Source organism: Hypericibacter terrae (genome assembly GCF_008728855.1).
In the GTDB taxonomy this organism is placed as follows: Bacteria; Pseudomonadota; Alphaproteobacteria; order Dongiales; family Dongiaceae; genus Hypericibacter; species Hypericibacter terrae.
This window is the reverse complement of sequence record NZ_CP042906.1, coordinates 3384899-3399937: the sequence shown is the minus strand read 5'-3', so window position 1 is coordinate 3399937 and position 15039 is coordinate 3384899. Positions and strand designations below refer to the sequence as shown.

The window sequence follows — 15039 nt, the reverse complement described above, 5'->3', positions numbered from 1 at the left end:
GGCCGTTGGCGCTGGACAAGAAGCACACACTCAACACCTGGTATTTCCTCGCGGCGATCGGAGCCGTGTTCCTGCTGCAATATCTGTTCTTGCTGGCCCAGCAGGTCGCGCCCATTTCCTACAGCCGATTCCAGGAACTGCTGAAGGCCGGCAAGATCGCCGAGCTGACCGTGACCGAGACGCGGATCACCGGAACCCTGAAGTCTCCGGAACCCGGCGGCGTCCGCTATTTCGAGACCCGCCGGGTACCCGAGGACATCGCGGCCGAAAGCGCGATCTACGGCGTGACGGTCACCGGCGGCACGGACAATACCTGGCTGCGCGACATCCTCTCCTGGGTCCTGCCGGTCCTGCTGTTCTTCGGGCTCTGGGTGTTCGTCTTTCGACGGATCATCGAGAAGCAGGGCATGGGCGGCGGGTTCATGACGGTCGGGCGCAGCAAGGCCAAGGTCTATGTGGAGACCGACACGAAGGTGACCTTTGCCGACGTCGCGGGCGTCGACGAGGCGAAAGCGGAGCTGCAGGAGATTGTCGCCTTCCTCAAGGAGCCGGATCGCTATGGCCGCCTGGGCGCCCGCATCCCGAAGGGCATCCTGCTGGTCGGTCCGCCCGGCACCGGCAAGACGCTGCTGGCCAGAGCCGTCGCCGGCGAAGCGAGCGTGCCGTTCTTCTCGATCAGCGGGTCGGAGTTCGTCGAGCTCTTCGTCGGCGTCGGCGCCGCGCGCGTGCGCGATCTCTTCGAGCAGGCGCGTGCCAAGGCGCCGGCCATCATCTTCATCGACGAGCTGGACGCGCTGGGACGCGCCCGCAGTCCCTTCAGCTTCGGCGGCGGCAACGACGAAAAGGAGCAGACCCTCAATCAGCTCCTGGCCGAGCTCGACGGGTTCGATCCGCGCCAGGGACTGGTGCTGCTGGCCGCTACGAACCGGCCGGAAATCCTGGATCCGGCGCTGTTGCGCGCCGGGCGCTTCGACCGGCAGGTGCTGGTCGACCGGCCCGACCGCAAGGGACGCGTCGACATCCTCAAGGTCCATATGAAGAAGGCGAAACTGGGCATCGACGTCGATCCCGAGCAGATTGCGGCATTGACGCCCGGCTTCTCGGGCGCGGATCTCGCCAACCTCGTCAACGAGGCGGCCCTGATGGCGACCCGGCGCGGCGGCGACTCCGTGGCGATGGAGGATTTTACGATGGCGATCGAGCGGATCGTGGCCGGGCTGGAGAAGCGCAACCGGCTTTTGAATCCGCTGGAGCGCGAGGTTGTGGCCTATCACGAGATGGGGCACACCCTCGTCGCCTTGACCCTGCCGGGCTCGGACAAGGTCCATAAGGTCTCGATCATTCCCCGCGGCATCGGCTCGCTCGGCTACACCATCCAGCGCCCGATCGAGGACCGCTATCTGATGCGGCGCGACGAATTGGAGAACAAGATGGCGGTTCTGCTGGGCGGCCGCGCGGCGGAGAAGATCGTGTTCGGCGAGCTTTCCACGGGTGCCGCGGACGATCTGGCGAAGGTCACCGACATCGCCCGCAGCATGGTCATGCGCTATGGCATGGTCGAGAAGCTCGGCCAGGTCACCTTCGAGGAAGAGCGCAGCCCCTTCCTGGCCGGTCCCGGCATGGCACCGCCGCCCGCCGAAAAGCGCTATAGCGAGGAAACGGCGCGCGAAATCGACCGGGCGGTGCAGGGCTTCGTCGAGGAGGCCTTTGCCCGGGCGATCGCTGTGCTGAACGAGCGGCGGCCGACCCTGGAGCAGGGCGCGAAATGGCTGCTGCAAAAGGAAACGCTGACCGAGGCGGACCTGACGACCTTGCTTGCGACGCCGGTTGCAACATTGCCGGCGGTCGGCGAGCGTCAGGCGGCACCTTAGAATCCGAATCGAGCCGGCCGGAAGGGCGCCAGCGCTGCCGGCATGGTGCCGGTGGTGATCTCCTCGGCCAGGAGCTCCGCGATCGCCAGCGCCAAGGTCACGCCGCTATGCGTCGCAGCGACATAGGCACCCGCTGAGTCTTTCAGAGGCCCCAGGATCGAATGGCCATCGGTCGGCATGGCGCGCCGGCCGACGCGATGGGTGGCGCCGCGATGCAGGTCGATCTTGCGCAGGTCCGGCATCCAATCGAGTGCGCGCTCGATCAGGGTCCGGCGTCCGGCGAGCAGGCTGTCCTCGGTGGGATTGGCCCGGATCTGGGTGTCGATATCGTCGGCGCCGAGCAGCAGGCCGCCGCCCGGCATCCGGCGAAGGTGAAAGCCGGTCTCGTCCGGCGACCAGAGCACCATGTCGAAGCCCGGCGCCAGGGGCGCGGCCGGCGTTTCCACCAGCAGCCCCGCCAGTTCCTGGACCGGAAAGCCGCTGCGGCCGGTCGCCAGCTCGACCAGCGAGGCAGCGGCCGTGCCGCCGGCGATGACGAAATGCTTGCAAGGGATGACGCCTTCGGCTGTCACGGCGGCGCGGACCGAGCCGTCGCTCGCCCGATCCAATCCCTTGATGGTGCAATTCTCGCGCAGGATGGCGCCCCGCTCGGCCAGTTGCGCCTTGAGCCAGCCCAGCAGTCGCGGCACCTCGATCCAGCGATCGAGCGAAGCGAACAGCCCTTCCGCACCATCGGGCAGGGACAGGCCGGGCGCCAGCCGGCGCATGGCCGGGGCATCGACCCAGTCCGCGCTGTAGCCCCAGCGCCGCAGGACGTCGCCTTGATCGCGCATCCGGTCGAACAGATGAGGCTTGTCCGGTCCCGCCCACTGGAGCGAGCCATTGCCGGCGAGACCGATGGCCGAGGCGCCGATCTGGCGGGCGAGCTTCTCATAAGCATCGACACCGGCGCGATTGAGCCGGTGATAAGCCTCGTGCTCGGTCTTGGACGTACCGTTGATCCAGGCGAAAGTGGCGGCGCTGATCTGTCCGCCGGCGACCCCGGCATCGAAGGCGACGATCTTGAAGCCGCTGCGGGCCAGGCGCCAGGCGAGCGCCAGCCCGACGATGCCGCTGCCGGCGACCACGATATCGGCTGTCCTCGGAATCGGCATCAGACCTCGCTGGTCCCGTAATAGAGCGTCACGGCATGGCGAGCCTGTGCGAAGAACAGCCACCGCTCCACGAACACGCCGGCCATGGCCGAGATCGCAGCCAGGAAAGCGGCGGCGATGCCGGCCAGCGGCGAGAGCAGGAACAGCAGCAAGGTCAGCAGCAACGGCACGCCGAAAGCCAACAATAACGCAATCCGGCGCAGCTTCGCCGCATGTTTGCGGGCGACGCGGAATCCCATCTCGCGCATCAGGTAATTCTCGCCGGTGTGGGGCGCTTCGAACAGCCGGACCTTGCCTGGCCCGCCGAGGCCGGTGGCCGTTTCGGCAGTGCTGCGCGGAGCGGCGGCATCGATATGACGCCAATAGCCGAGCTTCACGACGGTCGCGACCAGGACCAGTCCCAGCGCGATCCAGGCCAGGAGCGGGTCGCCGAGACCGAAGGCCAGTGCCAGCGCGTCGAGCCAGAGCGCGCCGGTCATCAGCCCCAGGGCGAGATAGACGGGCAGCGTCCAGCCGTTCGACCAGCGCGGGATCGGCTTCAGACAGGCATAGATCATCGCGGTGCAGCCGATCGTCGCCAGGGAGAGCAGGAAGGTCGCGACGCCGAAGGCGACCCAAATCCCGTCATGGGTTTGGAGCAAGACCCAGCCCAGCGCGAAGAGGCCGGCGGGCAGGAAGGTGATGCAGGCGATCAAACCCTCGCGCGACAGCCAGGAGCTCCGCCATTGCGAGAAGGCGCGCCAGGCGCGTTCGGGATGGCCCAGATGGAAGGTCGAGGAAAGCAGGCCCATCGAGACCGCGGCGAAGCCGAGACCCAGACCGGCGAGGCCGAACCAGCGATCGGCCGGCAGCCGGTCGAGCGTCCCCAGCAGGCTCATCAGCGCCAGCAGTCCGTAACCGGCGCCGGACATCGTGGTGAAGAAGATGACAGAGAAGGCGGGATGCATGTCAGGCGCGGCCGATCATCGCGAGAGGACCCGATCGACCCAGCGCAGCAAGCTGTTGCCGATGCTGCCGTCGCCCACGGGTTCGAGGCGGGCCGGGGCATTGCCGTTGGAACCGCAGCTATTCTTGCGCGGACGGGGCGGCAGATATTTGTTGGTCGGACGGTAGCCCTGCTCCGGCATCAGGTCGTAACCCTGCCGTTCGGCCACCAGTTGCGAGACCGCGGAACCGGGATCGCCCAGGTCGCCGAAATGGCGGGCGCCGACCGGGCAGGTCGCCACGCAAGCGGGCACGCGGTCGATCTCGGGAAGATTCTCGTTGTAGATCTTGTCGACGCAAAGCGTGCATTTCTTCATCACGCCGACATCGTAGTCATATTCGCGTGCGCCATAGGGACAGGCCCAGGAGCAGAGCTTGCAGCCGATGCAGATGTCCTCGTTGACCAGGACGATCCCGTCCTCGGCGCGCTTGTAGGAGGCGCCGGTGGGACAGACCGTGACGCAGGCCGGCTCCGCGCAATGGAGGCAGGAGCGGGGGAAATGCACCGTCTGGCTCTCGCGGCCCTCGCCGACCTCGAAGCTATGGATGCGGTTGAACCAGACGCCGAGCGGATTGGGGCCGTAGGGATCCTCGTCCGTCATCGGCGCCATTTGGCCGCCGCTGTTCCACTCCTTGCAGTTCACCGCACAGGCGTGACAGCCGACGCAGATATCGAGGTCGATCACGAGCCCGAGCTGCTTGCCGGTGGGATTGGCGGGGAGGGAGGTCATGTGGCCCCCCTCCCCGTACCCCCTAAGTCGATGTGATCGCTTCGCTCTACTTTTGAGCTTCGATCGCGATTTGGAATTGAGGTCGCGCCCCATTTCCCTGCCCCCCGCCCTTGCGGGAGGGGGTAGGGGGAGGGGTGGCAGCTGCGACGATGCCCAGCCATCATACCTTCTCCTTCCGGCCGCGGAAGGCGGCGCCGTAGCGCAGCCGTTTCGGCCGCTTCGGCGTGCCCGGGACGGGCTTGGCGGCGGGGAATTGCGGCTCGGTGCGGCCGCCTTCGGCCGGCGAGCATTTCTCCAGCCGCACCTTGAGATCGTACCAGGCGGCCTGGCCGGTGACCGGATCGCTGTTCGAGTAGCGGTGGCCGTCAGGCTTCGGCGGCAGCAATTCCGAGATCACATGATTGAGGAGGAAGCCCTGCTGGGATTCCGGCGCCTTGGGCGACAGGTCCCAGGCGCCCTTGCGCTTGCCGATCGCATTCCAGGTCCAGACGGTGCGCTCGTCGACGCCTTCCATCAGCTTGACCGGCGCCTTGACGCGGCCATGCGGGCTGACGATCCAGACCCAATCCTCGTCCGCCAAGCCCAGCGCCTCGCCGGTGCGGCGGTTTACGAACAGCTTGTTATGGCCGTGGATCTGGCGGAGCCAGGCGTTCTGCGAGCCCCAGCTGTGATACATCGCCATGGGGCGCTGCGTGATCGCATGGAGCGGGAAGGCCGCCTCGTTGCCGGCTTCCTGCTCGAGCGGCCGATACCAGAAGGGCAGCGGATCGAAATAGGTGCTGATCCGCTCGCGATGCGCGTCGGGCGGCTGGAGCCGGCCATGGCCATCGGCCGCCAGCCGGAACTTCTGCAGCACCTCGCTATAGATCTGCATCTGGATCGGCTCGGGGCGGTCGATGAACCCCATCTGGGTCGCCCAGCGCAGATAGTCGGCATTGGCGAAGCGGTAATAGCGCTGATGCGGCTCGAGCTCGTGGCGCCAGAAGCAGCCATTGGCCTTGTACATCTCGAGCTGGTTCGGATTGACCTCGCCGCGGCCGATCTTGTCGCCTAGCGCGCCGCGCCAGCCGGCCAGCGGGCCGATGCCCGGGCGGCGCTCGTGATTGACGATGTAATCGGCGTAGAAGCCCGGATAGCGCGGCTCGCCTTCGGGCGTGGTGAAGCCCTTGAGACCGAGGCGCGCGCCCAGATCGATCAGCACGTCCTGGAAGGGCCGCACGTCGCGGTCGGGCTCGATCACCGGCTGGCGGATCGCATCGGCGCAGCCGTTGGCATCCGAGATCGGCCGGTCCAGCAGCGAGATGCAGTCATGCCGCTCGAGATAGGTGGTGTCGGGGAACACCAGGTCCGCGTAGGACACCATTTCCGAGGCGTAGGCATCGGAATAGATGATGTGCGGAATCTTGTATTGCCCCGTCGCCGGGTCCTTGTCGGACAGCATCTTCATCGTGCCGCTGCTGTTCATGGCCGAGTTCCAGCTCATATTGGCCATGTAGAGGAACAGCACATCGATCGGGTAGGGGTCGCCGGCCCAGGCATTGGCGATCACCATATGCATCAACCCATGGGCCGCGAGCGGCGCCTCCCAGCTGAAAGCCTTGTCGATGCGCCGCGGCGTGCCGTCGGGATCGACCAGCAGGTTTTCGGGGCCGGTCGGGAAGCCCAGCGGCATGCCGGCCAGAGGCTCGCCCGGCTTCATCTCGAGCGCGTGCCCGGCGGGCAGCGGCGCCGGCGGCACCGGCTTCGGATAAGGCGGCTTGTGGCGGAAGCCGCCGGGGCAATCGATCGAGCCCAGCAGCATCTGGAGGAGATGGATGGCGCGGCAGGTGTGGAAGCCGTTCGAGTGGGCCGAGATACCCCGCATCGCATGCATGCTCACGGGCCGCCCGATCACATGGTCGTGGTGACGCCCCAGCCAGTCGGTCCAGGGAATGTCGAGACGGATTTCCTGCTCGAAGGCCGCATGCGCCAGTTCCGCGGCGATACGCCGTGTCGTGTCGGCCGGAATGCCGGTCTCCTCGGCGACGGCGTCGGCCCCGTAGCGCGGATCGAGATAGCGCTCGGCCATGAGCTGGAAGGCAGGGACGGCGCGCCGGCCATCGGGCAAGGTGAACTCGCCGATCAGCCCCGGATCGAGATCGGCTTGATAGGCGGTGACGGGCGCCTTGGCTTCCTTGTTCCAGGCCAGCGGCTGGCCCTCGCTGTTGCGCGCGAACAGCCCGTCCTGCGCCGTTCCGGGCGCCCGGATCACCAGCCACGAGGCGTTGGTGTAGCGCACCAGATAGTCGACATCGATCTTGTCGGCCTTGAGCAACTCATGGATCAGGGCCATCACGAACAGGCCGTCGCTGCCCGGGCGGATGCCGAGCCATTCGTCGGCGATCGCGGAATAGCCGGTGCGCACCGGATTGATCGAGAGGAACTTGGCGCCGTGCTCGGCCGGCCGGCCCTTGAGCTTGCCCAGCCCGATCTTGATCGGGTTGCTGGCATGGTCCTCGGCGACGCCGAACATGACGAAGTAGCGGGTGTGGTCCCAGTCCGGCTCGCCGAACTCCCAGAACGATCCGCCGATCGAGTAGAGCCCGGCGGCGGCCATGTTGACGGAGCAGAAGCCGCCATGGGCGGCATAATTGGGTGTGCCGAACTCCTTGGCCCAGAAACCGGTGAGGGCCTGGCTCTGGTCGCGGCCGGTGAAGAAGGCGAGCTTCCGGGGATCGCGCCAGCGGACTTCGGACAGCCACTGGGTCGCCAGCAGCAGCGCTTCTTCCCACTCGATCTCGACGAACTCGCCCTGGCCGCGCTCGCCGACGCGCTTCAAGGGCTTGCGCAGCCGGGCCGGCGAGTTCTGGGTCATGATGCCCGCCGAGCCCTTGCCGCAGAGCACGCCCTTGTTCACCGGGTGGTCGCGATTGCCCTCGATGTAGCGGACCCGTCCGTCCTTGATATGGACCTTGATTCCGCAGCGGCAGGCGCACATGTAGCACGTGGTCGTCTTGACCTCGTCCGAGACCTTCGGCGAGGTGTCGACCTGCTCATGGACCGTGGTGAAGACGTCGAATCGCAAAATCCGGTGAACCTCGGAGTGATGGCGCCCGGAGCATAGCTGCTGGCGGCCCGATCATCGGCAAAAACCTTGCTTCGTCCAGGATTCCAGCCGCCCGGACTGCCGCTGGCCTCGGATTTTGCTAGGATGTGGCCCAACCCCTGGGATCTCTTCCGTCGCATGACAATCACCCTCGACGCCCGCAATCTCAAATGCCCCCTGCCCGTGCTGCGCGCGCGCAAGGCGATGAAGGAAGTCGCGGCCGGCGGCCTGCTGAAGGTGCTGGCGACCGACCCCGGGGCGCCCCAGGATTTCGTGCATTTCTGCCGGGCGACCGGCCATGAGCTGGTCGAGTCGACCGAGTCGGATGGGGTCTTCAGCCTGGTCATTCGCAAGAGCGCTTGAGGACCGCCGACCTGGCAGCGCAATGCGAGGGACTTCAGTGCCTTCAGGGGCGGCTTCTGAGCAGGCTCCCGGCCCGACGCAGCCACGAAGCGACGTGGCGCACCTTCAACGCCAGCTTGAACGCGCGGGAATTGAACTGGCTATTAGCCTCGCTCGCGAGATGGGACAACCGTGCGCATTCCCGGGAAAGCCGCTCAAAGTACCCGATCAGATCGGTTGGACGGGTCGCGTCGCTGATTTTCTGTAGCGCCTGTTCGTTGACCGCCGGATCGAAATTACGGCGGCAAAATGCTTCGAGCCGGCGGAGCATCTCCTGCCGGAAGTCGGGATTGGATGCTCGCTCAAGTGCGACGGCGAAACCGCCCGGTCCGTCGCTGACCTTCAGGATACCTTCGTTTTCGCCGATGTCGCGAAAGGCGGACTCGTCGCAGACGATCGGGACGGCGCCGAGATAGAGCGCCGTCAGCAAAATACTGTGGGTCTTGTAGTCGATATTGAGGGTCTGGCCCTTGGGATGAATCAGGATGTCGATGCCGAGCGCACGCCATCTCTGCAAGAAGTCGTCATAGGACATGGCGAACGGGATCGGGCGCCAGCCAAGGGGCGAAGGCGGTGGATCTCGGCGCAAGCCTTCGCTTCCTCGGGCAAAGAACTCGATCTCGATGCGGTGCGACAGTTCCTGAAGCGCCGGAAAGACCCGATCGCGAAGGTCGGATTCACGGAATTTGCCGCCGATGAATCCCACTCGCAGTTGCTCGGGATGCGGTTCTGCCGCAATTCTTCGCATCTTTCCCAGTGTGGCCTGGTCCAGAATGGGACCGAACAGCTGCACATTCGGGTGCAAGTCGTTGGCTCGATAGTAGTCGACCAGCCGGGGCGACGTCGCCAGAACGCCCTTGAAGGGCTTCAGCACAGCCCTGACATTTTCGAGACGATATCGGGATAGCTCCGGGTTCTCCATCGCGATCAGGATCGGATTGTCGTCGGCGAGGTAATAGAGGTCGATCCCCGTGTTCGTGCAGAGGCTGATCACGCGTTCCGCGTTCGGATCGAGAAGCCCGCGCGAGACGATGACGGCATCGCACAACAGGACATGCTGCGCCTGAACTGACGCCAGGGCCTGGAAATCCACGAATCTCAGATTCGCGGCGAAGCGATCCCGAACGCCGTCGAAGCACAAGGAGATGGTTGCTTCAAGGCTGCCCGCAACGCCAATAATGGGACGCTTCGGTTCGATCAAGCGCTGGAGCTCGGCGGTGTCGGCCACTATCTCCAATGACGCCCAAGCCTTGTTCCGGAAAAACTTCCGGGTGCTCATTGCGGCGGCGGCCATGGCGAAGGACGACGGCGTCGGCACGGTCCAAACGTCCCGCTCGGGCAGGTTCTTCGGCAGCAGCAGGTCGTTCGACCGGCTCCCGTAGAACTCGAACATGACCTCCTGAAAGACCGGATAGGTGCGGCCGAGGCTGTCCGCACGTTGGGTGCCGTGCTCGCGTCCAATAAAGACCGGAACCGATACGAACGGATAATGACGCTGCGCGCGCCGCCACAGATCCCAGTCGCAATTGCGCGCCGCCATGATGTGCGGATCGTAGAAGCCGATCGCCTCGATGATCTGCCTCGGCATGAACACTGTGGCGTTGGCAATGAAGTTATCATGCCACAACCGCGCGGCCGGCACGCCGGACCGCCCTAGAACCTGATGCGGTCCGCTCCAGCCGACCATTTCGGCGTAACCGTGAACCAGCGCTTCCGGATTTGCGCGCGCGGCTTTGATCAGCGCTTCGAAGGCCCCCGGCTCATAGACGAAATCGTCGAACGCGAAGCCGATGAAGCGGCCGCGCGATTTGAGGTAGGCCTCGAACTCCGAGACCGCCGGCAGTCCGACATTGCGCGGATGGGTCAGGCAGCTTATCCGGGGGTCGCGTGCCATCCAGTCCCGGACAATGTCGGCGCTCCCGTCGGTCGAAGCGTCGTCGATCACAATCAGCTCGAAATCACGGAAGCTTTGCGTCGCGATGCTCTGCAGCACCTTCTGCAGCAGGCCATCGGCTGCGCGCCTGAAGGTCGGAAGGAAGATCGAGAGTTCGGGGGATTTGTCGTTGTAACCGGCGCCCGGAGACCAGATCGTGTCGGCGACGAGATTCGCAACCTTGACCATGAGAGACGGAGGACGCCTTTATTTGAGTGGGGCTGCAGCAAGTAACGTGGGCCGCGATCCGCGGTCAAGGGGTTGAGAAGGCGGCCCGGCCCAGAGTCGACTCCCGATCGGCGCGGGAGGGCCACGGCCGGAGTTCGTGCCACGCTTTCGTCAGTGCCTCGCCGGCCGTTCCCTTGCGATCGGATAGGACAGCACCGTCAGGCCGAAAGGCAGATTTGAACGGGACGGGTCGTCGACCACTTCGCGGCGGATAATGTCACCCTCATGGATTTCACGCAGCGGCAAGACGCTCTCTTGGGCAAAACCATTGCGCTCCTGATGCCGGATGGCGACGGGATTGTTGGACATGACCCGGACGATCAGCCTCCGGGCGCCAAGCTCGTCAATCGCCCAGCGAATGATTGTTTGCGCCACTTGGCCAAACAAACCGGCCGGGCAGCGCACTGAGCCGCGGAGCGTATTGTCGATCTCCGCCTCGCCGGGTCCGATGAGCAGCAACCCATAATGGCCCAGCAGTTCGCCATCCGGCCCCCCGACCAGGAACAGGATGCGCTTCGGGTCGCCTACCGGAAATCGCTCCATCCATCGACGGGTACCTTCCGGATCGAACGGCACGATGGTGAGGAAGCGATCCTTGTTCTCCTCGCGCCAGCGGGCGAGGGTCGCGACCAGCCGGTCGTCGCCGAGATCGGAGGTCGTCAGGGAACGCAAGGTCGCCACGGTGCCGCCGGCCTCGTCGCGAATTTGAAAGCGGAGAGGATGGGCGGTGGACTTCGCGTCCGCCAGCTTCCGCTCTGCCGCTGGCCAGAATCCGCTCACACGAACGCCATCTTCGGGGCGCTCAGGCAACCATGCCGATGCGGAAGCGGATCACGCTCTCGATGACCTTGTCCACATCGGCATCGGTGAGCCGAAGATGCAGCGGCAGCGAAATGATCCGCTCCGACATGCGATCGGCATTGGGGCAAAGCCCGCGATAGTCCGCGAACATGCGGTAGTCGGTGTTCGACAGGTAATGCACGCCGGGAAACACGCCGCATTCGTTGAGATGGACCATCATCTGGTCGCGCTTCTCGACGGCGATCTGATAGAGGTGGCGCGACGAGACGCAGCCCGGGGCCACGGGAATCGTCGAGATCGCTTCCAATCCGCGAAAACCCGCGTCGTACCGCGCAGCGATCTCGCGCCGGCGGTCATTGTCCCGTTCGAGATAGGGAAGCTGCGCCAGGGCGATCGCGGCCATGATCGAATTGCCGTGATATTTGAATCCGACATACTCGACGTCATAGAGCCACTTGTAGGTCCCGCCTTCGCTGGTGCGCGTATAGGTGTCCTTGTTGATCCCGAGCCAGGTCTTCTTGCGGGCGATCGCATCCAGGCGCCCGTCCTCGAAGCAGATCATTCCCGAATCCGCGGTCGGCAGGTTTTTGACCGCCTGGAACGAATAGACGGTCGCGTCGCCGGTGGGCGTGCGGTCATGGAGGCGCGTGCCGGCCATATGGGCGGCGTCCAGGATCAGCTTGATGTCATGGGCGGCGCATAGCGTCTGGATCTCTTCGAGGCGGCCGGTATTGCCGCCGAGCCCCACGAAGATCAGCGCCTTCGTCCGCGGCGTGATGCGCTGGGCGACGGACCGAGGATCCAGGCAGAGATACTCGTCGACATCCGCGAAGACCGGCTTCAGCCCTTCATAGAGGATGACATGATTGGTGGAGACGAAGGTCAGCGGCGTGGTGATGACCTCGTCGCCTTCCTGCCAGCCATACTCTTCCTTGAACACGTTCAGCGCCAGATGCAGGCCCGCCGTCGCCGAGTTCAGGAAATGGGCATGAGGCAGCCCGACATGCTCCTTCCAGCGGTTCTCGATCTCGACGGTTTTGAAGCCCAAACCGGTCCAGCCCCGCTCGAGACATTCGCGAATTTCGGCGAGAACCTCGTCGATGGCGAAGGTCGGGACGAAGAGTTGGATGCTCATCAGGCAATGCTCCTGGGGGACGAGGCCGGGCTGCGGAAGGGCGGTCACAGAGTGGCACAAGCGAGGATGCCCCAACTTGTGTCAATTTGCGATAGTGCGCGCCCGGAAGATGTATTGATATCCAGGGAAAGTCGGGTCGATCCCTCTACCGAAACTCAGGGGGCTTCGGCGCCGGGGCAGACATTTCCCGCTGAAAATGAGGCAGCGACTCCGGGGTGGACGTCAGTTCGACGTCCCGACCGGCGCCTTGCCCAACTCGGCATAATAGCGGGCGGCACCCGGATGGAGCGGGATCGGCAGCCGCAGCAGCGCGGCATCGAGCTTGATCTTTTGCCCCACCGGACCGGCCTGGTCGAGCAGCCGGCGGGTCGATTTGTGCCAGAGCGCACGCGTCAGCTCATAGACCAGCTCCGCATCGAGCTTCTCGTCCACCACCCACAGGGCCCCGATGCCGAGCGTGACCGTGCTGCCGACGCCATCATAGGCACCGGCCGGGATGAGGTCCACGGTGAGGTAGGGATTGGCCTCGCGGAGCGCCGAGGCCTGATCGTCATTGAGCGCCACCAGCTTGATCGGCGTTTCGCTGGCCAGATCGACCAGGGCCGGAATTGGGTAGCTGCCGAGGGTGATGATCGCGTCGATCTCGCGCGCGGCGAATTTCTGGGTCGCATCGGCGAGATCGAGATAGGCCGGCTTGATTCGCTTTTCGTTGAGGCCATAAGCGCCCAGGACCAGCAGCGACGTCACCATCGCATCGGAGCCCTTTTCACCGATCGCCACCCGGCGCCCTTTGAGATCGGCCACGCTGTCGATCGAGACATCGGCATGGACCACCACATGCACGCCCTCCTGATAGAGGTTCGCGATGGCCCGCAGGCCCGGTATGGCACGGCTCCCATCGAAGGGGGGCAGGCCCTTGGCGGCCGCCGCGGCGATGTCCGCCTGGCAGAGCCCGGAATCGAGATTGCCCGCCGCGATCTGCGTGAGGTTGTCGATGGAACCGTTGGTGGTCTGGGCGAGCGCGATCAGCCCCGGCACCCCGCAGCTGCCGCCCTGATTGCAGTCGCGGGCGCCGGGCGGGTTGGAGACCGCGCTGGCGATGACGCCCCCGATCGGAAAGTAACTGGTCTCGGGCGCGCCGGTGCCGATGCGGAAATAACGCAGCTCCTGCCCCTCGACGTGGCCGGTCAACGCGAACAGGCAGAGACCGAGGCAGAGCGCCCGCGCCAACAGCCTCGAGCCGTCAAGCAGCCTTCGGCAGAGAGACCGGCTCGCAACGTGGGTCGGGAATGCAGAGGTCCCGCGATGCGATGCGGCAGCCGGCTCGGCGGTGATGGAGTTGCGCATTCGCCTCACGGGTGGCACGCCATTTGTTCAGCGCCCAGGATCGGGAATTGTTAGACCAAAACAAGGCACCATGAAGGGCCACTTGTGGCAAAGCCGTGGGCCAGCCCGCATCTATAGCCGCTGGCACGTCACCCTGTCTTAGGAATCGATGCGTTTCAGCGCCAGAACGCAATTCAGGCCGCCGAAGGCGAAGGAGTTGGAGAGAGCCGCCTCGACCGCGACCTTGCGCGCCTGGTTGGGAACATAGTCGAGATCGCATTCCGGATCGGCCTCGGTGAAGCCGGCGGTGGGCGGAAGCACGTCCTCCGTCAGGACCCCCAGAACCGCGACCAGCTCGATCGCACCGGCGGCCCCCAACGCATGGCCATGGACGGCCTTGGTCGAGGATATGGCGAGCCGCTCGGCGTGGCGGCCGAAGGCCTTCCGAACGGCCTTGGTCTCCGCCGGGTCGTTGGCCGGCGTGGCCGTGCCGTGGGCATTGATATAGCCGATTTGCTCCGGAGCCAGTCCGGCATCGGCCAATGCCGCGGTGATGGCCGCGGCACAGCCATCGACCGACGGTGCCACGAGATCGCCCGCGTCGGCGGACATGCCGGCACCGACCAACTCGGCCAGCGGGCGGGCGCCTCGGCCAAGCGCGCTTTCCAGCGGCTCCAGCAGGAACATGCCGGCACCCTCGCCGAGCACCATGCCGCGGCGGTCGCGGCAGAACGGTCGACAGCCGTCGGGCGACATGACCCGCAGCGCCTCCCAGCTCTTGAGCCCGCCCAGCGTCATGGGGGCCTCGGCACCGCCGGCGAGCGCAGCCGGCGCGCGGCCGAGGCGCACCATATCGAAGGCGATCGCGATCGCATGATTTGAAGAGGCGCAGGCCGAGGTCACTCCAAAGGAGGGCCCACGCAGACCGAACTCCATCGAGACGTGGCTGGTGGCAGCGCTCGGCATGGCGCGCGGGACGGTCATGGGCGCGAGGCGGTCGGCCTTTTCGCCGTAGAGCCGTTGAAACCCCTCGTCCTGGGTGGTTTGGCCGCCAATGCCTGTGCCGACAATCACCGCGCATCCGCGCGCCAGCTCACCGCTCAGCGCGATCCCCGATTGCTTGACGGCCTCGCGCGCCGCCACCAGGGCGAACTGCGTGAAGCGGTCGTACTGCGCCAGCTTCTTTTCGGCAAAATGCGTCGCCGGATCGAAGCCCCGGACCTGGGCGCCGATGGTGATCCGGAGCCGTTCCAGCGGAAGCCCCTCGAGCTGACCGATCCCCGACCGGCCGTCGCGCATTCCGGCCCAGGTCGTCGCGAGGTCCGGCCCCAGCGCCGACACGCAGCCGGCGCCGGTAATGACGACGCGGTTCATGATCCCGAGCGCGCG

At 65.6% G+C, this 15039-nt stretch carries 11 protein-coding genes; 2 read left to right on the top strand and 9 right to left on the bottom strand.

The features are described 5' to 3' along the window. Window positions 1-5: 5 nt before the first annotated feature. On the top strand, window positions 6-1871 hold the full coding sequence (ftsH, locus tag FRZ44_RS15515; protein ID WP_456077615.1) for an ATP-dependent metallopeptidase FtsH/Yme1/Tma family protein: 1866 nt from the start codon (window positions 6-8) through the stop codon (window positions 1869-1871). Here ftsH and FRZ44_RS15510 read toward each other — a convergent pair. The 4 genes from FRZ44_RS15510 to FRZ44_RS15495 form a co-directional block, all read right to left on the bottom strand. Continuing rightward, complete coding sequence (locus FRZ44_RS15510) at window positions 1868-3025, bottom strand: NAD(P)/FAD-dependent oxidoreductase (RefSeq protein WP_151178037.1); 1158 nt, start codon at window positions 3023-3025, stop codon at window positions 1868-1870. The genes ftsH and FRZ44_RS15510 overlap by 4 nt on opposite strands. Continuing rightward, window positions 3025-3972 carry a dimethyl sulfoxide reductase anchor subunit family protein gene (locus tag FRZ44_RS15505; protein WP_151178036.1) on the bottom strand — a complete coding sequence of 316 codons (948 nt, stop codon included), beginning with the start codon at window positions 3970-3972 and terminating at the stop codon, window positions 3025-3027. Before FRZ44_RS15505 ends, FRZ44_RS15510 begins: the two co-directional genes overlap by 1 nt. Before the next feature lie 15 nt (window positions 3973-3987). Next, a complete protein-coding gene (locus tag FRZ44_RS15500; RefSeq protein ID WP_151178035.1) occupies window positions 3988-4740 on the bottom strand; it encodes a 4Fe-4S dicluster domain-containing protein in 753 nt (250 codons plus the stop codon). A gap of 160 nt (window positions 4741-4900) precedes the next feature. Next, window positions 4901-7804: a molybdopterin oxidoreductase family protein gene (locus FRZ44_RS15495; RefSeq protein ID WP_151178034.1), complete on the bottom strand. Its 2904-nt coding sequence runs from the start codon at window positions 7802-7804 to the stop codon at window positions 4901-4903. Between the two features lie 159 nt (window positions 7805-7963). Here FRZ44_RS15495 and FRZ44_RS15490 point away from each other — a divergent pair, with 159 nt between their 5' ends. Further along, complete coding sequence (locus FRZ44_RS15490; protein ID WP_151178033.1) at window positions 7964-8188, top strand: sulfurtransferase TusA family protein; 225 nt, start codon at window positions 7964-7966, stop codon at window positions 8186-8188. 43 nt (window positions 8189-8231) lie between these two features. Here the strand turns inward: FRZ44_RS15490 and FRZ44_RS15485 are convergent, their stop codons facing one another. The 5 genes from FRZ44_RS15485 to FRZ44_RS15465 all read right to left on the bottom strand — a co-directional run bounded on the left by FRZ44_RS15485 (window position 8232) and on the right by FRZ44_RS15465 (window position 15024). Further along, window positions 8232-10349 (bottom strand): glycosyltransferase, encoded by a 2118-nt coding sequence (locus tag FRZ44_RS15485; RefSeq protein WP_151178032.1) that lies wholly within the window; start codon window positions 10347-10349, stop codon window positions 8232-8234. Between the two features lie 150 nt (window positions 10350-10499). Next, a complete protein-coding gene (locus FRZ44_RS15480) occupies window positions 10500-11168 on the bottom strand; it encodes a GNAT family N-acetyltransferase (RefSeq protein WP_191908118.1) in 669 nt (222 codons plus the stop codon). A gap of 22 nt (window positions 11169-11190) precedes the next feature. Further along, window positions 11191-12324: a DegT/DnrJ/EryC1/StrS family aminotransferase gene (locus tag FRZ44_RS15475; protein WP_151178030.1), complete on the bottom strand. Its 1134-nt coding sequence runs from the start codon at window positions 12322-12324 to the stop codon at window positions 11191-11193. A 222-nt stretch (window positions 12325-12546) separates the two neighbouring features. Further along, entirely contained in the window at window positions 12547-13554 is a 1008-nt protein-coding gene (locus FRZ44_RS15470; protein WP_191908117.1) for a TAXI family TRAP transporter solute-binding subunit, read from the bottom strand. Window positions 13555-13809: 255 nt separating this feature from the next. Beyond that, complete coding sequence (locus FRZ44_RS15465) at window positions 13810-15024, bottom strand: beta-ketoacyl-[acyl-carrier-protein] synthase family protein (RefSeq protein WP_151178028.1); 1215 nt, start codon at window positions 15022-15024, stop codon at window positions 13810-13812. Window positions 15025-15039 lie beyond the last annotated feature (15 nt).

Coding starts and splice junctions, on each gene's coding strand:
- FRZ44_RS15510 (WP_151178037.1), bottom strand. CDS start 3,025: ATGCCGATTCCGAGGACAGCCGATATCGTGGTCGCCGGCAGCGGCATC.
- FRZ44_RS15505 (WP_151178036.1), bottom strand. CDS start 3,972: ATGCATCCCGCCTTCTCTGTCATCTTCTTCACCACGATGTCCGGCGCC.
- FRZ44_RS15500 (WP_151178035.1), bottom strand. CDS start 4,740: ATGACCTCCCTCCCCGCCAATCCCACCGGCAAGCAGCTCGGGCTCGTG.
- FRZ44_RS15490 (WP_151178033.1), top strand. CDS start 7,964: ATGACAATCACCCTCGACGCCCGCAATCTCAAATGCCCCCTGCCCGTG.
- FRZ44_RS15485 (WP_151178032.1), bottom strand. CDS start 10,349: ATGGTCAAGGTTGCGAATCTCGTCGCCGACACGATCTGGTCTCCGGGC.
- FRZ44_RS15475 (WP_151178030.1), bottom strand. CDS start 12,324: ATGAGCATCCAACTCTTCGTCCCGACCTTCGCCATCGACGAGGTTCTC.
- FRZ44_RS15465 (WP_151178028.1), bottom strand. CDS start 15,024: ATGAACCGCGTCGTCATTACCGGCGCCGGCTGCGTGTCGGCGCTGGGG.